The 14,228-nt window shown below is 72.1% G+C and carries 13 protein-coding genes and 1 pseudogene; 7 read left to right on the top strand and 7 right to left on the bottom strand.

The genetic code is table 11. The annotated features are described in order from the left end of the window. Positions 1–86: pseudogene (locus tag ACS04_RS39375) on the bottom strand (phosphatidylinositol phosphate synthase); the annotation flags it as partial. 78 nt (positions 87–164) lie between these two features. Between ACS04_RS39375 and ACS04_RS18560 the strand changes: the two are divergent. Continuing rightward, complete coding sequence (locus ACS04_RS18560; RefSeq protein ID WP_245236438.1) at positions 165–2,090, top strand: GAF domain-containing SpoIIE family protein phosphatase; 1,926 nt, start codon at positions 165–167, stop codon at positions 2,088–2,090. 49 nt (positions 2,091–2,139) lie between these two features. Here the strand turns inward: ACS04_RS18560 and katG are convergent, their stop codons facing one another. Beyond that, on the bottom strand, positions 2,140–4,329 hold the full coding sequence (gene katG / locus ACS04_RS18555; protein ID WP_048477765.1) for a catalase/peroxidase HPI: 2,190 nt from the start codon (positions 4,327–4,329) through the stop codon (positions 2,140–2,142). A gap of 256 nt (positions 4,330–4,585) precedes the next feature. Here katG and ACS04_RS18550 point away from each other — a divergent pair, with 256 nt between their 5' ends. After that, the gene (locus ACS04_RS18550) at positions 4,586–4,861 is read left to right on the top strand and encodes an isoamylase early set domain-containing protein (protein ID WP_048477764.1); all 276 of its coding nucleotides are present in this window, start codon (positions 4,586–4,588) and stop codon (positions 4,859–4,861) included. Between the two features lie 62 nt (positions 4,862–4,923). Here the strand turns inward: ACS04_RS18550 and ACS04_RS18545 are convergent, their stop codons facing one another. Continuing rightward, the gene (locus ACS04_RS18545) at positions 4,924–5,919 is read right to left on the bottom strand and encodes a cation diffusion facilitator family transporter (protein ID WP_048477763.1); all 996 of its coding nucleotides are present in this window, start codon (positions 5,917–5,919) and stop codon (positions 4,924–4,926) included. Positions 5,920–6,072: 153 nt separating this feature from the next. Between ACS04_RS18545 and ACS04_RS18540 the strand changes: the two genes are divergently transcribed. Then, positions 6,073–6,381 (top strand): CDGSH iron-sulfur domain-containing protein, encoded by a 309-nt coding sequence (locus ACS04_RS18540; RefSeq protein ID WP_398022090.1) that lies wholly within the window; start codon positions 6,073–6,075, stop codon positions 6,379–6,381. Positions 6,382–6,463: 82 nt separating this feature from the next. On the opposite strand, the gene ACS04_RS18535 is transcribed toward ACS04_RS18540, so the two are convergent. From ACS04_RS18535 to ACS04_RS18525, 3 genes are all read right to left on the bottom strand, one after another. Beyond that, positions 6,464–6,970 carry a hypothetical protein gene (locus ACS04_RS18535; RefSeq protein WP_245236437.1) on the bottom strand — a complete coding sequence of 169 codons (507 nt, stop codon included), beginning with the start codon at positions 6,968–6,970 and terminating at the stop codon, positions 6,464–6,466. Between the two features lies 1 nt (position 6,971). Next, positions 6,972–7,514 (bottom strand): hypothetical protein, encoded by a 543-nt coding sequence (locus tag ACS04_RS18530; protein ID WP_048477762.1) that lies wholly within the window; start codon positions 7,512–7,514, stop codon positions 6,972–6,974. 61 nt (positions 7,515–7,575) lie between these two features. Further along, a complete protein-coding gene (locus ACS04_RS18525; protein ID WP_048477761.1) occupies positions 7,576–8,139 on the bottom strand; it encodes a type 1 glutamine amidotransferase domain-containing protein in 564 nt (187 codons plus the stop codon). Positions 8,140–8,543: 404 nt separating this feature from the next. Here ACS04_RS18525 and ACS04_RS18520 point away from each other — a divergent pair, with 404 nt between their 5' ends. The 4 genes from ACS04_RS18520 to ACS04_RS18505 all read left to right on the top strand — a co-directional run bounded on the left by ACS04_RS18520 (position 8,544) and on the right by ACS04_RS18505 (position 11,507). After that, complete coding sequence (locus ACS04_RS18520; protein WP_048477760.1) at positions 8,544–9,023, top strand: DUF6328 family protein; 480 nt, start codon at positions 8,544–8,546, stop codon at positions 9,021–9,023. 145 nt (positions 9,024–9,168) lie between these two features. Then, positions 9,169–9,357 (top strand): hypothetical protein, encoded by a 189-nt coding sequence (locus ACS04_RS18515; RefSeq protein WP_048477759.1) that lies wholly within the window; start codon positions 9,169–9,171, stop codon positions 9,355–9,357. Positions 9,358–9,576: 219 nt separating this feature from the next. Continuing rightward, complete coding sequence (locus ACS04_RS18510; RefSeq protein WP_078864949.1) at positions 9,577–10,293, top strand: cyclodityrosine synthase; 717 nt, start codon at positions 9,577–9,579, stop codon at positions 10,291–10,293. Next, positions 10,290–11,507, top strand: a complete 1,218-nt coding sequence (locus tag ACS04_RS18505) for a cytochrome P450 (RefSeq protein WP_048477758.1) — start codon at positions 10,290–10,292, stop codon at positions 11,505–11,507. The genes ACS04_RS18510 and ACS04_RS18505 overlap by 4 nt, the downstream gene beginning before the upstream one ends. A 121-nt stretch (positions 11,508–11,628) precedes the next feature. Here the strand turns inward: ACS04_RS18505 and ACS04_RS18500 are convergent, their stop codons facing one another. After that, positions 11,629–14,190 (bottom strand): ABC transporter permease, encoded by a 2,562-nt coding sequence (locus ACS04_RS18500; protein WP_048477757.1) that lies wholly within the window; start codon positions 14,188–14,190, stop codon positions 11,629–11,631. Positions 14,191–14,228 lie beyond the last annotated feature (38 nt).

The following is a 14,228-nucleotide window of genomic DNA, read 5'->3' as shown; positions in this document are numbered from 1 at the left end:
GCGAGGCCGCCGAAGATCGCCGCGTCGGCCACCCGGTCGAGCGTGGAGTCGAGGAAGGCGCCCCAGCGGCTGGAGACGCCCGCCTGGCCGCCTCGCTCGCGGGCGCCCGGGGCCCGCAGGACACCGCGGGCATCCTGCACGCGGCGCTCCGCGACCCGCTCGGGGTGGACGGGGTGATGATCTACCGGCTGGACGAGAGCGGGCGGCTGGGGCTCGTCGGGCACACCGGGATCGACGCGATGCTGGCCGCGCAGTGGCAGGACATCCCGCCGGTGGCCGGCGTCGCGGCCGTGGAAGTGATCACCTCGGGCCGGCCGTGCTGGCTGGAGGACCCGGAGCGGGACGCCGAGGCCTACCGGCTCATCGGCCCGCCCCGGCGGTGGCCCACCCGCGCGTGGCTCCCCCTGCCGGGCGAGGGGCGCGTCAGCGGGGCCATCGGATTCCTCCGGGCCGAGTCCGGCCCCTTCGACGCGGCCCAGCGGGAGCTGCTGCTCCAGGCCGTACGACTGTGCGGCGGGTCCCTGCGCCTCGTGGAGCACCGCGAGGGTGCTCCGGGGGACTGGGAGGTGACCGCGGTCCAGAAGATCTTCGACGTGCTCTCCGGTGCGGCGATCCTCCTCTCGCCGCTGCGCTCGCCCACGGGCGAGGTGGAGGACTACCGCATCGAGGCCGCGGCTCCGGAGTCGGTGGACGTGGCGGGGCGTCGCGGGAAGGAGCTCGTGGGCCGGCGGGTGCTGGAGACCTACCCCACCGTCGCCGGAACACCCCTGTGGTACGGCTACCTCGACGCGCTGGAGACCGGGAGCACGTACGAGGGAGAGCCGTTCTCGTACCGTGAAGTGGTGGCCGGGATCCCCGCGACGTCCGTCTACTCCGTACGGGCGACACGGCTGGCCGGCCGGCTGATCGTCTCCTGGATCCGCCACGACGCCGGTGCGCGCGAGGCGAGCCGCCTCGCCGCCCTGCAACGCCTGGGCAATCTCGGCTGGGCTGACTGGAACCTGACCACGGACACGATCAACTGGTCCGAGCAGGTGTACGCGATCTTCGACCGCGCGCCCGGGCAGGGCCCCATGACCCTGGAGGAACTCCCGCACCACCTCGTGCCGGACGACCTGCCGGCGCTCGCCGAGGCCGTGCAGCGCCTGCTGGGCGAAGGGGCACCGATCGACCAGCCCTTCCGCATCACCACCGACGGCGGGGTCCGACACCTGCGCATCGTGGCCGAAGCCGAGACCGACGCCCTCGGCGCCCCGGTGGAGGTGCACGGCTTCTTCCAGGACCTCTCGCCCCAGCGGGACGCCGAGCTCGCCCTGGGGGCGAGCGAGCGGGCCAACCTCGTCCAGCGGGGCGTGCTCAAGGCCGAACGGGCCATCGCCGCCCGCCTCCAGCACGCACTCCTGCCCGTCCCGGAGCAGTCGATCGAGTTGGTGGGGCTGCGCGTCGACATTGCGTACATGCCCTCCGACAGCGGGGTGAACGTCGGAGGCGACTGGTACAGCGCCATCGAACTCCCGGACCGCAGCGCCCTGTTCGTGGTAGGGGACGTGGCGGGCCACGGACTGGACGCCGTCGGGACCATGGCCCAGCTGCGATTCACCGCCAAGGGCATGATCATCACCGGCTCGGCGCTGCCGGACGCCATGGCCCGGCTCAACACGCTGCTCCTGCACACGGCCGCCGGGATGTCCTCCGCCGCCACGGCCACCATGATCATGGCCCGTTACTGGCCCGAGGAGCGGCGCCTCGCGTGGGTACGGGCGGGGCACCCACCGCCCTTGCTGGTGCGCGGCGGTGAGGCGCGCTTCCTCCCGCCGCCGGAAGGAATCCTCCTCGGGGCGTGGGCCGACGCCGTGTACGGACAGGAGACGCTGGAGCTGGAGCCCGGCGATCACCTGATCCTGTACACCGACGGCTTGGTCGAGGTGCCGGGGGAGAGCATGGACCACGGTCTCGGCCGGCTGGCCGCGGCCGCCGCCGAGGCCATGGGCGGGTCGTGCCAGGATCCGCTGGCGCGCGTCCTGGCGGAACTGCGGCCCGCCGGACGGGACGACGTGTGCGTCCTGGACATCCAGGTGCCGCCGTATTGACGGCCGACGGCTTCGCCCCCGGCCGGCCGGGGGCGAAGCCGCGCCGGACTCAGCGCAGGTCGAACCGGTCCAGGTTCATGACCTTGTCCCACGCGGACACGAAGTCGCGCACGAACTTGCCCTGCGCGTCCTGGGCCGCGTAGACCTCCGAGAGGGCGCGCAGCTGGGAGTGCGAGCCGAAGACGAGGTCGACGGCGGTGGCCGTCCACTTGACCTCGCCCGAGGCGTGGTCGCGTCCTTCGAAGACGTTCTCGTCCGAGAGCGACGCCTTCCACTGCGTGCCCATGTCGAGCAGGTTGACGAAGAAGTCGTTGGTCAGCGTCTCGGGCCGATCGGTGAACACGCCGTGCCGGGACCGCCCGAAGCCGGTGTCCAGGGCCCGCATGCCGCCGATCAGGACCGTCATCTCGGGAGCGGTGAGGTTCAGCAGGTTGGCGCGGTCCAGCATGAGGGTCTCCGGGGCGAGCTTCTCGCCCGCCCGGAGGTAGTTGCGGAACGCGTCGGCCCGAGGTTCGAGCACGGCGAACGCCTCCGCGTCGGTCTGCTCCTGCGAGGCGTCCGTACGCCCCGGTGAGAACGGGACGGTGATGTCGTGTCCCGCGTCCTTCGCGGCACGTTCCACGGCGGCGGACCCGCCCAGGACGATCAGGTCGGCGAGCGAGACCTTCGTACCCCCGGTCGCCGAGGCGTCGAACTCCTGGCGGATCCGGTCGAGGGCCTCCACCGTCTCGGTGACCTCGGGCACCGCGTTGCTCTCCCAGTCCCGCTGCGGCGCGAGCCGGATCCGTGCCCCGTTGGCGCCACCGCGCTTGTCGGTGCCCCGGAAGCTGGCCGCCGAGGCCCAGGCGGTGGTGACCAGCTGGGAGACGGAGAGGCCGGAGGCCAGGATCCGCTCCTTGAGGGCGGCGACGTCCGCGTCGGAGACCAGGGGGTGATCGACCGCCGGAACCGGGTCCTGCCACAGCTGCGGTTCGGCGACCCACGGGCCGAGGTAGCGCGACAGGGGCCCCATGTCGCGGTGCAGCAGCTTGTACCAGGCCTTCGCGAACGCCGTGGCGAGCTTGTCCGGGTTCTCGTGGAAGCTCTTCGCGATCGGGGCATAGACGGGGTCCGCCCGCAGCGCGATGTCCGTCGTCAGCATCATGGGGGCGTGCCGCTTCGACGGGTCGTGGGCGTCGGGCACCGTGTCCCGGGCCGCCGGGTCCGTGGGAGTCCACTGCCTGGCTCCGGCGGGGCTCGTCGTCAGCTCCCACTCGTACCCGAACAGGTTGTCCAGGTAGCCGTTGTCCCAGGTCGTCGGCTTGTTGGTCCACGCGCCTTCGAGCCCGCTCGTCAGCGCGTCGACGCCCGATCCGCTGCCGTACGCGTTCTTCCAGCCGAGCCCCTGCTGCTCGATGGGCGCCGCCTCGGGCTCCGGTCCGATGTAGGAGGGATCGACGGCGCCGTGGCACTTGCCGAACGTGTGGCCGCCGATGATGAGGGCGAGCGTCTCCTCGTCGTTCATCGCCATGCGCGCGAACGTCTCGCGAATGTCCCGGGCCGCCGCCAGCGGATCCGGATTCCCGTTGGGGCCCTCCGGATTGACGTAGATCAGTCCCATCTGAACGGCGCCCAGCGGGCTGGAGAGGTCCCTTTCACCGCTGTAGCGTTCGTCCCCGAGCCAGGTGTCCTCGGGCCCCCAGAAAATCTCCTCGGGTTCCCAGATGTCCTCGCGGCCGAATCCGAACCCGAACGTTTTGAGCCCCATGGATTCGATCGCGCAGTTGCCCGCGAAAACCAGCAGGTCGGCCCAGGAGATCTTCGCCCCGTACTTCTGCTTGACCGGCCAGAGCAGGCGACGGGCCTTGTCCAGGCTCGCGTTGTCCGGCCAGCTGTTGAGCGGGGCGAAGCGCTGGGCGCCGGCGCCGCCGCCACCCCGGCCGTCCGCGATGCGGTACGTGCCCGCCGCGTGCCAGCTCATCCGGATGAAGAGCGGCCCGTAGTGCCCGTAGTCCGCGGGCCACCACTCCTGGGACGCCGTCATCAGCTCGAAGAGGTCCCGCTTCAGGGCGTCCACGTCGAGCGTCGCGAATTCCTTCGCGTAATCGAAGTCCTCGCCCATCGGATCGGACAGGTGCGAGTGCTGGTGGAGAACCTGGAGGTCCAGCTGATTGGGCCACCAGTCCCGGTTCGTCCTCGGGCGGGTCGGCGCGGGGGTCGGGGAGGGGATTGCTGGGTTCTCGCTTTCGCTTCCGGACACGTGCGCCCTTCTTCCTGTCTCGTGATTTCCGCGGCTGACTGCGGGGCGTCCGTATGGTCGCGCACCGCGGAGCGCGCTGCCACGCGAACACGCAGAACTCTCGCGGCCTCCGCGGAATTAGGGAAAAAGGGTTTTAGGACCAACGGGATCGACCCGGACGGGTGATGCTGCGGGCGCTGCGGCGGGTCGCGGCGCGGCGCCCGGCCGGACCGCCAGGATGGCTCCCTCTCCCGACCCTGAGAAGGAGCTGTTGTCCGTGCTGGAAAGACAGCGTCGAAAGAACGCCACCGAGGTCACCTTCGTCCTGCCCGAAGGGGACCCGCCCGGGCCGGTCAGCGTGGTGGGGACGTTCAACGGGTGGCAGCCCGGCTCCCACGTGCTCGAATCCCGCCCCGACGGCACGCGGGCGGTCACGGTCGCGCTCCCCGCCAAGGTCACCCACTCCTTCCGCTACCTCGCGGCGGGCGACTACTGGTTCAACGACGAGTCCGCGGACGGCCACGACGGCCCCAACTGCCGCCTGCAGACCTGATCCCGCCCCCTGCCCCGACCTGAGTCCGCCGCCTCAGGCTCCGGGGCCGGTCCGGCACGCGCTCAGGCGCCCGTGGCGTGCCGGCCCCGGGCGGCCGTGCGGCGCGCCGCCGCGGCGTCCGTGACGTCGAGGAACACCTGGTCCAGTTCGGGCCAGCGCGTCTTCAGCTCCTTCTTGATGCGGACCATGGCGTCCTCCACGGTCTCGCTGTCATACCCGGGCGTCAGGTCGATGCTCGCGGCCAGCAGCGCCGAATCCGGGCCCAGGCGCATCGTCAGCAGCGACGGCACCGAGTCGATCTCCGGCTGCTGCCCCAGCAGCTCGCGTACCTCGCGCTGCATCCCGGGGTCGGCCGCCTCGCCGATCAGCTGGGCCCGTGCGCCCTTGCCGAGGGTGAACGCCACGTAGACGAGCAGGACGCCGATCAGGATGGACGCGGACGCCTCGTAGGCCACCTGCCCGGTCCAAAGGTGCAGTCCCATCCCCGCCATGGCCAGCAGCACGCCCGCGCAGGCCGTGCTGTCCTCCGCGAGGACCGTCCGCAGGGCCGGGTCCCGTCCCGTCCGGATCTCCTCGCCCATGCCGTGGCCGGCGGCCGCGGCCTCCCGCCGGACCTGGCGGACCGCACGGGCCAGCGAGGCCCCCTCGGCGAGCAGCGCCACGAACAGCACCACGAAGCCGATCAGATACCCCTCGTGGGACTCGGAAGGGCCGGAGCGGAACGCCTCGATGCCCTGGAACACCGAGAAGCAGCCGCCGGTGACGAAGATGCCGACGGCTGCGAGCAGGGACCAGAAGAAGCGCTCCTTGCCGTATCCGAAGGGGTGGCGCCGGTCGGCCGGACGGCGGCTGCGCTTGACCGACGCCAGCAGGAACACCTCGTTCAGGCTGTCGGCGACCGAGTGGGCCGCCTCGGACAGCAGCGCGGGCGAGCCGGCGATGACGCCGCCGACCGCCTTGGCCACGGAGATGACGAGATTGGCCGCGAGGGCCACCCACACCGTGTAGCGGGTCTCACTGTCCTGGTTCCGTGCGGTGCGTGTACGGGAGTCGGCCATAACCCTGCGCCTGCCCACGCCCCGGCCGCGTAAGCCAGGTCCGTCCGATCGTCCGAAGAGCTCCGTGGCCAGGGGTGCGGGGGCGCGCGGCGGGGCAGTCGCCCAGTGTCGTGGTCCATGGCCCTACGGGCCGCAGGAGTGAAGGAGTGCCCGATGTCCGGTAACGCTCTGACCGGGGGCGTCGTGCCCGAAGCCGCCGGCGACGGGGCGAACGCCACCCGGGTGTGCGTGGATCCCGAGGGGCCCGTCCTGGTCGAGGGGCCCGTCGAGATCGTCATGAAGGACGGTACGGTCGCCCGGTCCGACCGTTTCGTGGTCGCGGTGTGCACCTGCCGCCGCACCCGTACGCCCCCCTGGTGCGACACCAGCCACCGCCGCCGCACCCGAGCCGCTGCCCAGTCCGAGTCCGGGTCCGATCCCGAGTCCGGGAACGAGCCCGAGACCCCGTCCGAGGACCCCTGACCGGACCGGCAGCGGACATGGCGTGCGCGCGCGGCGGCGGTCCTCCTGGAGGACCGCCGCCGCGCGGACGCTTGCGGGAGACTCAGGTCTTCAGCAGGCGGTTGAAGAAGGAGCGGTAGCGCTGCAGCGCAAGGCGCAGGTCCTCCGTGGCCACCTCCTCGCCGCGGCCCCACTGGTCGACCAGCGTCTGCTTGTGGTCGGAGAACGACCTGGCGAGCGTCTGCATCACCTCCGCGACCAGGGTGTCCGCCGAGCGGACCGCCTCCTGCGGGTCGTCCACGAACCGGCCCTGGATCTCACGCCACGTCGTGCGGTACTCCTCCGCCTCCTTGCTGTCGAGCAGGGGCTCGTCCCCGGCCTCGGCGGCGCCCCGTCCCGCGGCCGGGGCGCCCGCGTCGTCCTGTGCGGCGCGGTCCGCGTCCCCCTCCGCCGCGATGTCGGCGGTGGCCTCGCCGGGGTAGACCGCCGTGTCCCGCCCCCGGCCGGGGTCGGCCAGGTCCTGCGTGCTCAGTCCGCTGTCGCCCGGGCGCTCCCCGCCCTCGGCACGGTCCTCGAATTCGCCGTTGTCGCGCATCACGTCGTCGCGCATGTCACCGACCTCCTCGGTCGCTCAGCAGCTCGTCGAACAGGGCGCGGTAGTGGACCATCGCCCCCCGGAGCTCTTCCGTCGTGGCTTGTCCGCCGGCGCTGCGCACCTTCACCGAGTGCGCCGCGCGGTAGTGCTGGAGCGTGCCCGCGTGGCTCACCGAGAGGTCGCGGACGTTCTCCTCGTACTCCGTGGTGGGGTACCCCCGCTCGTTCATCAGCCGCGTCACCAGGTCGTCGGCCTCCGTCACCGAGCCTTCGGGGCGGTCCACGAAGTGCTCCTGTACGACGCTCCAGTCCTGTGCGTAGGCGCGGCGGCGGTCCTCCGGGAGCGCCTTGATGTCGAGCTCGGCGTGCCGCTCCTCGCGGGCGCGCAGCTCCCGCTCGGCGGCCCGCCGGCCGCCTTCCTGCTCGACGGTGCGCTCGTACTCCGGTCCGAAACGGTCCTGCAAGCGGCGCCGTCGCGACCGCATGCCCAGTACGACCGCGAGGGCGATGATGACGATCGCCACGATCACGATGACGGCGATCAGTGTCCCTGTTGACATGGTGGGCCTCCTGCCCGGGGGCTCGTCGTGATGGGGTGGGGCGAGTGCCCACGGGTGCGCGTCAGGCGCGACCGGAGCCGGCCCGGGCGCCGGACGCGGCGAACTCCCGGACGAACGCGTCGCAGAAGGCGTCGAGGTCGTCCGGCTTGCGGCTCGTGATCAGCGTGGCGGCCTCCGCCCGGCAGACGTGCGCCTCCTCGTCCACCCAGGTACCGCCCGCATTGCGGATGTCGGTCTTGAGGCTGGGCCACGAGGTGAGGGTCCGCCCGCGCAGCACGTCGGCCTCGACCAGGGTCCAGGGGGCGTGGCAGATCGCGGCGACGGGTTTGCCCGTCGCGAAGAAGTCCCGGGTGAAGCCGACGGCCCGCTCGTTCATGCGCAGGGCGTCGGGGTTGGCGACGCCGCCGGGCAGTACGAGCGCGTCGAAGGCCTCCGAGCTGTCCCCTGCCAGGACGTGGTCGACGGCAAAGGTGTCACCCTTGTCGAAGTGCCGGAAGGCGCGGACCCGGCCGGCCTCCGGGCTGACGAGCCGCGGGTTCCATCCTGCGTCCAGTACGGCCTGCCAGGGCCGGGTCAGTTCGATCTCCTCGACGCCCTCGGGCGCCGTGAGGAAGGCGATGCGCATCGGGTGCTCCCTCCTTGAGCCGTTTCGGTTGGTGCCGCCGCGGGCTCAGGGTCCGCCCTCGGTTCGGCTGCGGCGGACCGCCGCCACGACCGCTCGCGTCGGCGTCGTCCACCGCACGGGCGGTGCCTTCTCCTGCCCGTCCGTACGTCCGTACGGGGAGCGCCTGCCCGGGCGGGAGCGTCTCAATCAAGCCCGCGCTCCTGCGCCGGCGGGCCGGGGGCGGGACGGGTGACGGGGCGGCGGGGGCTAACGGCCCCGCTGCCGCCGTGCGGCCGACCGGGCGCCGCACTAGGGTCGGGGGGACGGGTCGGCCGCGCGGCAGACGGGACGCGGACCGAGCATGACCCACCCGGTCGCGGGTACCCGCACCTGGCCCTGTCCCCGTGCGGAGGAGGTCCGCGCCCATGGTGAACGATCGGGACGAGACCCCGGACGAGCGGGCCGACCGCCGCTGGAACGAGACGCTCCAAGAGGTGCGCGTTGCCCAGACGGGCGCCCAGATCCTCTTCGGGTTCCTGCTCAGCGTCGCCTTCACGCCCCGCTACGCCCATTTGGGCCCTTTCGACCGGGGCCTGTACGTCGTGACGGTGGCGCTCGGCGCCCTGGCGACCGGGACCCTGATCGCGCCGGTCGCCTACCACCAGCTGCTGGCCGGGCACCACCTCAAACCCCAACTGGTCAAGGCGGCGGGCCATCTGGTCTCCATCGGCATCGTGCTGCTCGCACTGACCGTGACCTTCTCGGTGCTGCTCCTGCTGAGGGTCGCCACCTCGCACTGGATCGCCTGGCCGGTGACGGCCTGCGTCACGGCCTGGTTCGTGATCTGCTGGCTGGTGATGCCCACCCTGCTCCTGCGGGGCAAGTCCAAGTCCAGGAGCGCGTGAGCTCCTGACGGGCAGGTTTTTCCCGGCTCCGGCCGGGCAGGCGCCGACGACGGAGCCCCGGGGAGGGAGCCAGGTTTCCACCACGCTGTCCACCACGTTCTCCAAGGAGGGAGACGCCATGGAAGACCAAGGCGGCGCAGGAGGCGTGCCCCTGCACTCTCACGACGACGAGGAACGGCGACGCGCCCCGCACGTCGAGCGGACCGGGACCGACGAGGCCGGACGCCCGGTCCGGAAGGCCGACACCGACGAGGCGAGCCGCCTCGACCGGGTGGGCGAGGCGCCCAAGAAGGGCCCCGGCCCGGTCCGGGAGATCCCTCACGAGGAACCCTGAGTTCCGCCGGATGGCCGGGAGAGGGGCGATGTCGCGGGGCTGGTGAATCCGCCCAGAGTGCGGATCGTAGGATCGCACAGCTCGGGTGGCTCAAATCCGTAGAGTAACCGATCGGTAGCTCTGGATCATCGGCCCTCTTCTCGGTAGCGTCATGTCTCGCGCCGCCACACCCAGGGCACACGGCCCTGCGGGACTCGTGGCGCAGGGGAATTACTCACGTTGACGACTGCCATTCAAGGCATCTTCGCCGTCCGTCCCTATACGCCTCACTGCCAGGTCATCCATGACGAGGGAGACCATGCCGTCATAGGCATCTCGTCCGGGAACTCCTACTTCACCCACGACCGCGTGCTCGAACTCGCCCGGTGGGGACTCGACCACTTCCGGCAGGTCGATCTCATCTGGACCGACATGCACGTCGCCGAGATGTTCGTGGCACTCGGCTACCCCGAGGTCGAAGCACAGCGCAAGGCGGTGAAGAACCTCCGCGGCGTCCGCGCCAAGGTCACCTCCGCCGTCGCCACCCTCGACCCCGAGGGGGAGCGGCTGCGCGGCCGCCCCATGTCCGCACTCCTGGAGCTCCCCGCCTACCAGCGCATCCGCTCCGGGCTTGACGTCCTCATGGCCGACGACCCCGAGTTCCGCGAGGTCTGCGACCAACTCGCGGCCCGCTTCCTCGCCGACAAGCTGGGCGGCCGACCGCCGACCGAGCTGCAGCGCGAGGTGTGCATCAAGTACGTGTGCGCCGAAGTGCCGCTGTTCCTCGACACCCCGGCCATCCTCGGGGTCGCCTCCTCGCTCAACTGCTACCACCAGGCACTGCCGTTGGCCGAGCTGCTGTACGCACGGGGCTGGGGTCTGCGCGCATCGCGCAATCAGGGCCACGCCGTCATCACCCCCGCCGAAGAACGCGAAGAACAGGACCGCCCCGCATGACCAGCACCATCGAACCCAGCACGGTGGCCGTGGCCGACGAGCTCACCCGGTTCCCGTTCGACGCCAACGGCACGCGGCTGCCCGACGAGATCGCGCACCTCCTCGCCCACGAGCCGGTCAAGAAGGTCCGCACCATAGCCGGGGCGCAGGCCTGGCTGGTCTCCTCGTATCCCCTGTGCAGACAGGTGCTCGACGACCCGCGGTTCTCCCTCAAGGACACCTCCGCCGAGGGCGCTCCTCGCCAGTACGCGCTGACCATCCCCCCGGAGGTGGTCAACAACATGGGGAACATCACGGGCGCCGGACTGCGCAAGGCCGTGATGAAGGCCCTCAACCCGAAGGCCCCCGGGCTGGAGGCGTGGCTCACCGGCCACGCGCACGCCCTCGTCGACCGGCTCGTCACCACCGGGATACCGGGCGACCTGCGCCGCGACTTCACCGTCCCGTACTCCACCGGGCTGCACTGCCACATCCTCGGCATCCCGCAGAGCGACGGCCCCGACCTCTACCGCTCGCTGCACGTCGCGTTCATGAACAGCCCGCGCACCATCCCCGCGGCGGGCATCAACTGGGACCGCGACATGGGCCACATGATCGACCGGCTCAACGACCCGGAGACGACCGGTCTCATGGCCGAACTCGCCGCCCTGCGCGAGGACCCCGACTACGCCCACCTGACCGACGAGATGCTGGCGACCGTCGGCGTCACGATGTTCGGCGCGGGCGTCATCAGCGTCATGGGATTCCTCACCATGGCCCTCGTCTCGCTGATCCAACACCCGGATCTGAAGGCCAAGTTGATTGCCGATCCGGCGCTCATCCCCGCCGCCGTGGACGAGTTGCTGCGCATCAACCTCTCGATCGCCGACGGACTGCCCCGGATCGCCACCGAGACGATGCGGCTCGGCGACGTCACCGTGCAGAAGGGGGAGCTCGTCCTCGTCCTGGTCGAGGCCGCCAACCACGATCCCGCCGAGTTCGAGGACCCGCACTCCGTGCGCCTCGACCGGCCGAACCCGAACGCCCACCTCTCGTTCGGCGGCGGAGGCCACTACTGCCCGGCCACCGCCCTCGGCAAGCGGCACGCGCAGATCGCCATCGAGGTGCTCCTGCAGCGGCTGCCCGGCCTCGACCTGGCCGTGCCGATCGAGCAACTCGTCTGGCGCACCGGGTTCATGAAGCGGATCCCGGAGCGGATGCCCGTGCTCTGGTGAGCCCGCGGGGGGAGTGAGCGCGCACGGCGCCGAGGGCCGGGGTCCGACCACCCCGGCCCTCGGCGGGCATCCGCGTACGTCCGTCACGTGCGCGGGTGCGTCACGTGCCCGGATCCGCACCTCACCGGTCCGCCACAGTCTCCAGCGGGCTCAGGGCGGCCGCCCGGCGGGCCGGAACGGCGGCCGCGAGCACGCCGATCGTCAGGGACAGCAGGCACACGAGGAGCAACGTGCCCCAGGGGGGCGTCAGGGAGTACTCCTTCATGGCGCCGTTGGTCAGCGACCCGACCCCCCAGGCCCCGAACAGCCCGCCCGCCAGGCCCAGCAGCGTGCCGAAGGCCGCGACCGTCACCGACTCCAGGCGGATCATCCGCCGGATCCCGGCGCGGTCCATGCCGACGGCCCGCAGGACACCGATCTCGCGGGTGCGGTCCGCGACCGACATGGCCAGGGTGTTGACGATCCCGAGCAGCGAGATCACCGTCCCGATGGCGAGCAGCCCGTACATCAGGGTCAGCAGGTCCGCCAGGGAGCCCGCGGCCTCGTCGACGAGTGCCTGGCGGTCCTTCACCTGCACCAGCGGGCTGTTGCCCGCGGCGGCGCGCAGCCGGTCCTCGGTGGCCTTCGAGACCGCGGCGCGGTCGGCGCGTACGAGGATCCGCTGGACGGAGCCGGGCAGGAAGCTGTCCCGCTGCACGTCGGCCAGCGAGCCCAGCACGTCCCCGGCAGTGGGGTTGTCCGCGTAGACGCCGACGACCGTGTACTGCGTGAACTCCTGGTTCTGCCCGATGCGTGCGTTGACCCGGCCGCCGGCGCCCACGCCCTGCTCCCGGGCGACGGTGGCGGACACGGCGATGCGGCCCGGTCCCAGGTCCTTCAGGGAGCCGCCGGCGAAATCGAGCCGCATGACCTCGCCGACCGTGGCCGGGTCCACGCCGGCGATCCTGCGGACGGCGCCCCCGGTGAAGACGGTGGAGTCCGCCACACCGGCCGCCGTCCGCACTCCGGGGGTGGCGGCCACCCGCTTCTGCGCGCCCGGATCGATGGCGGTCATGGTGCTGCGGCTGCCGATCACGTAGTCGGCGCCGAGGCCGGCCGCGGCCTTGCGGTCCAGGGCCTGCCCGGTGGAGTTCCCGATGACGGCCAGTCCGGCGACCAGAGCCGTACTGACGATCAGCGCGGAGGCGGTGGCCGCGGTGCGCCGCGGGTCACGCAGCGCGTTCTCCCGGGCCAGGTGCCCGGTGATCCCGAAGCGGCCGGTCAGCCGGCCGGTCAGCCGGATCACCGGGACGGCGAGCAGCGGCGCCAGCACGATCAGGGCGACGACGATCAGGGCGCAGCCGTACATCGCGTTCTGCAGGTTCGCCTCCGAGGCGTCCTTCGCCCCCGTCAGCGAGACCAGCAGCCCGCCGCCGACGGCGAGCAGGACCAGTCCCGCGGCGCCGCGCACCCGCGAGGCGGTCGCGGTGGGCGGCCGCCCGTCGGCGCGCAGCGCCTCGATGGGCGCGACCTTCGCCGCCTTGCGGGAGGGCAGCCACGCGGCGAGCACCGTGACGCCCACGCCCACACCGAGCGCCGCCACCACGGGGAGCGGGCCGATCACGAGGGGACCGTCGGGCAGCCTGTCCTGCGAGGTGCTCAGGAGGCCGGGCAGTACGGACGCGATGCCGAGACCGAGCACGAAGCCGGCCGCCGACGAGACCAGCCCGAGGACGAACGCTTCCCAGAGGACGGAGCGGACCACCTGGCGGCGCGAGGCGCCGATGGCGCGCAGCAGCGCGATCTCCCGGGTGCGCCGGGCGACGAGCATGGTGAAGGTGTTGACGATGAGGAAGGAGCCGATGAACAGCGAGACCCCGGCGAAGACCATCGGCATCTTCTGGTGACCGCGGGTCAGGGTGTCGGTGTAGGTGGCCTGCCGGCTCGCCTGGGCGGTGCCGGTCACGGCCTCGGCCCGGTCGGCCGGGAGCAGGGCCCCGACCGTCTCGGCGAGCCGGAACTCGTCGGTGCCGGGCTTCGCGGACACGTCGATCGACGTGTACCGGCCCGGGGACGCGTACAGCTCCTGGGCGGTCGCCTTGTCGAACACGGCGAGGGTGCCGCCGGCGGTCACCCGTGAGTCCGAGGTCCTGACGATGCCCACGAGCCGCTTCTTCAGGACCGGGCCGTCGGTGGCCAGCGTGACCGTGTCGCCGATCTTGAATCCGCCGGCCGAGGCGGTGCCGCTGTCCACGGCGAGTTCCCCGCCGTCGCGCGGGGCTCGGCCCTCGACCAGCGGATGGCGGCCGTCCTTGCCGTCCTGGCCCGGTACGTAGGCCGCGGCCAGGTTCGCCCACGCCTTGCCGGCCCGCAGCGGACGGCCGTCCGCGTCGTTCAGGGTGGCCGAGCCGTCGGCGGCCGGCCGCGCGGCGGCGACTCCGGGTGCCTCGGCCAGCTTCCGTACGAGCGCGTCGTCGAGCGCTCCGGCCTGCTCGCCGCCGGCCCCGGGCGGAGGCTGCTTCGGGGTCACGGTGACGGCGATGCCCGCGAAGTCCTTCGAGGCGGCGGCGCGGTAGGCCGCGGCGGAGGACTCCGCGAAGACGAGGGTGCCGCAGACGAACGCGACACCCAGACAGACCGCGAGGACGGTCGTGACCAGACGGGCCTTGTTCGCCAGGACGTTGCGCAGGGCTGTTCTCAGCATGGGCAGCTTTCGGGGACTCGGGGGAAAGGGGGAACGGG

The sequence above is a fragment of the Streptomyces roseus genome (assembly GCF_001044425.1).
Lineage (GTDB): Bacteria > Actinomycetota > Actinomycetes > Streptomycetales > Streptomycetaceae > Streptomyces > Streptomyces roseus.
This window is presented reverse-complemented; position numbering and strand designations above follow the sequence as displayed.

Coding starts and splice junctions, on each gene's coding strand:
- ACS04_RS18540 (WP_398022090.1), top strand. CDS start 6,073: ATGTCCGGTAACGCTCTGACCGGGGGCGTCGTGCCCGAAGCCGCCGGC.
- ACS04_RS18525 (WP_048477761.1), bottom strand. CDS start 8,139: ATGCGCATCGCCTTCCTCACGGCGCCCGAGGGCGTCGAGGAGATCGAA.
- ACS04_RS18530 (WP_048477762.1), bottom strand. CDS start 7,514: ATGTCAACAGGGACACTGATCGCCGTCATCGTGATCGTGGCGATCGTC.
- ACS04_RS18535 (WP_245236437.1), bottom strand. CDS start 6,970: ATGCGCGACGACGTGATGCGCGACAACGGCGAATTCGAGGACCGTGCC.
- ACS04_RS18545 (WP_048477763.1), bottom strand. CDS start 5,919: ATGGCCGACTCCCGTACACGCACCGCACGGAACCAGGACAGTGAGACC.
- ACS04_RS18505 (WP_048477758.1), top strand. CDS start 10,290: ATGACCAGCACCATCGAACCCAGCACGGTGGCCGTGGCCGACGAGCTC.
- ACS04_RS18520 (WP_048477760.1), top strand. CDS start 8,544: ATGGTGAACGATCGGGACGAGACCCCGGACGAGCGGGCCGACCGCCGC.
- ACS04_RS18500 (WP_048477757.1), bottom strand. CDS start 14,190: ATGCTGAGAACAGCCCTGCGCAACGTCCTGGCGAACAAGGCCCGTCTG.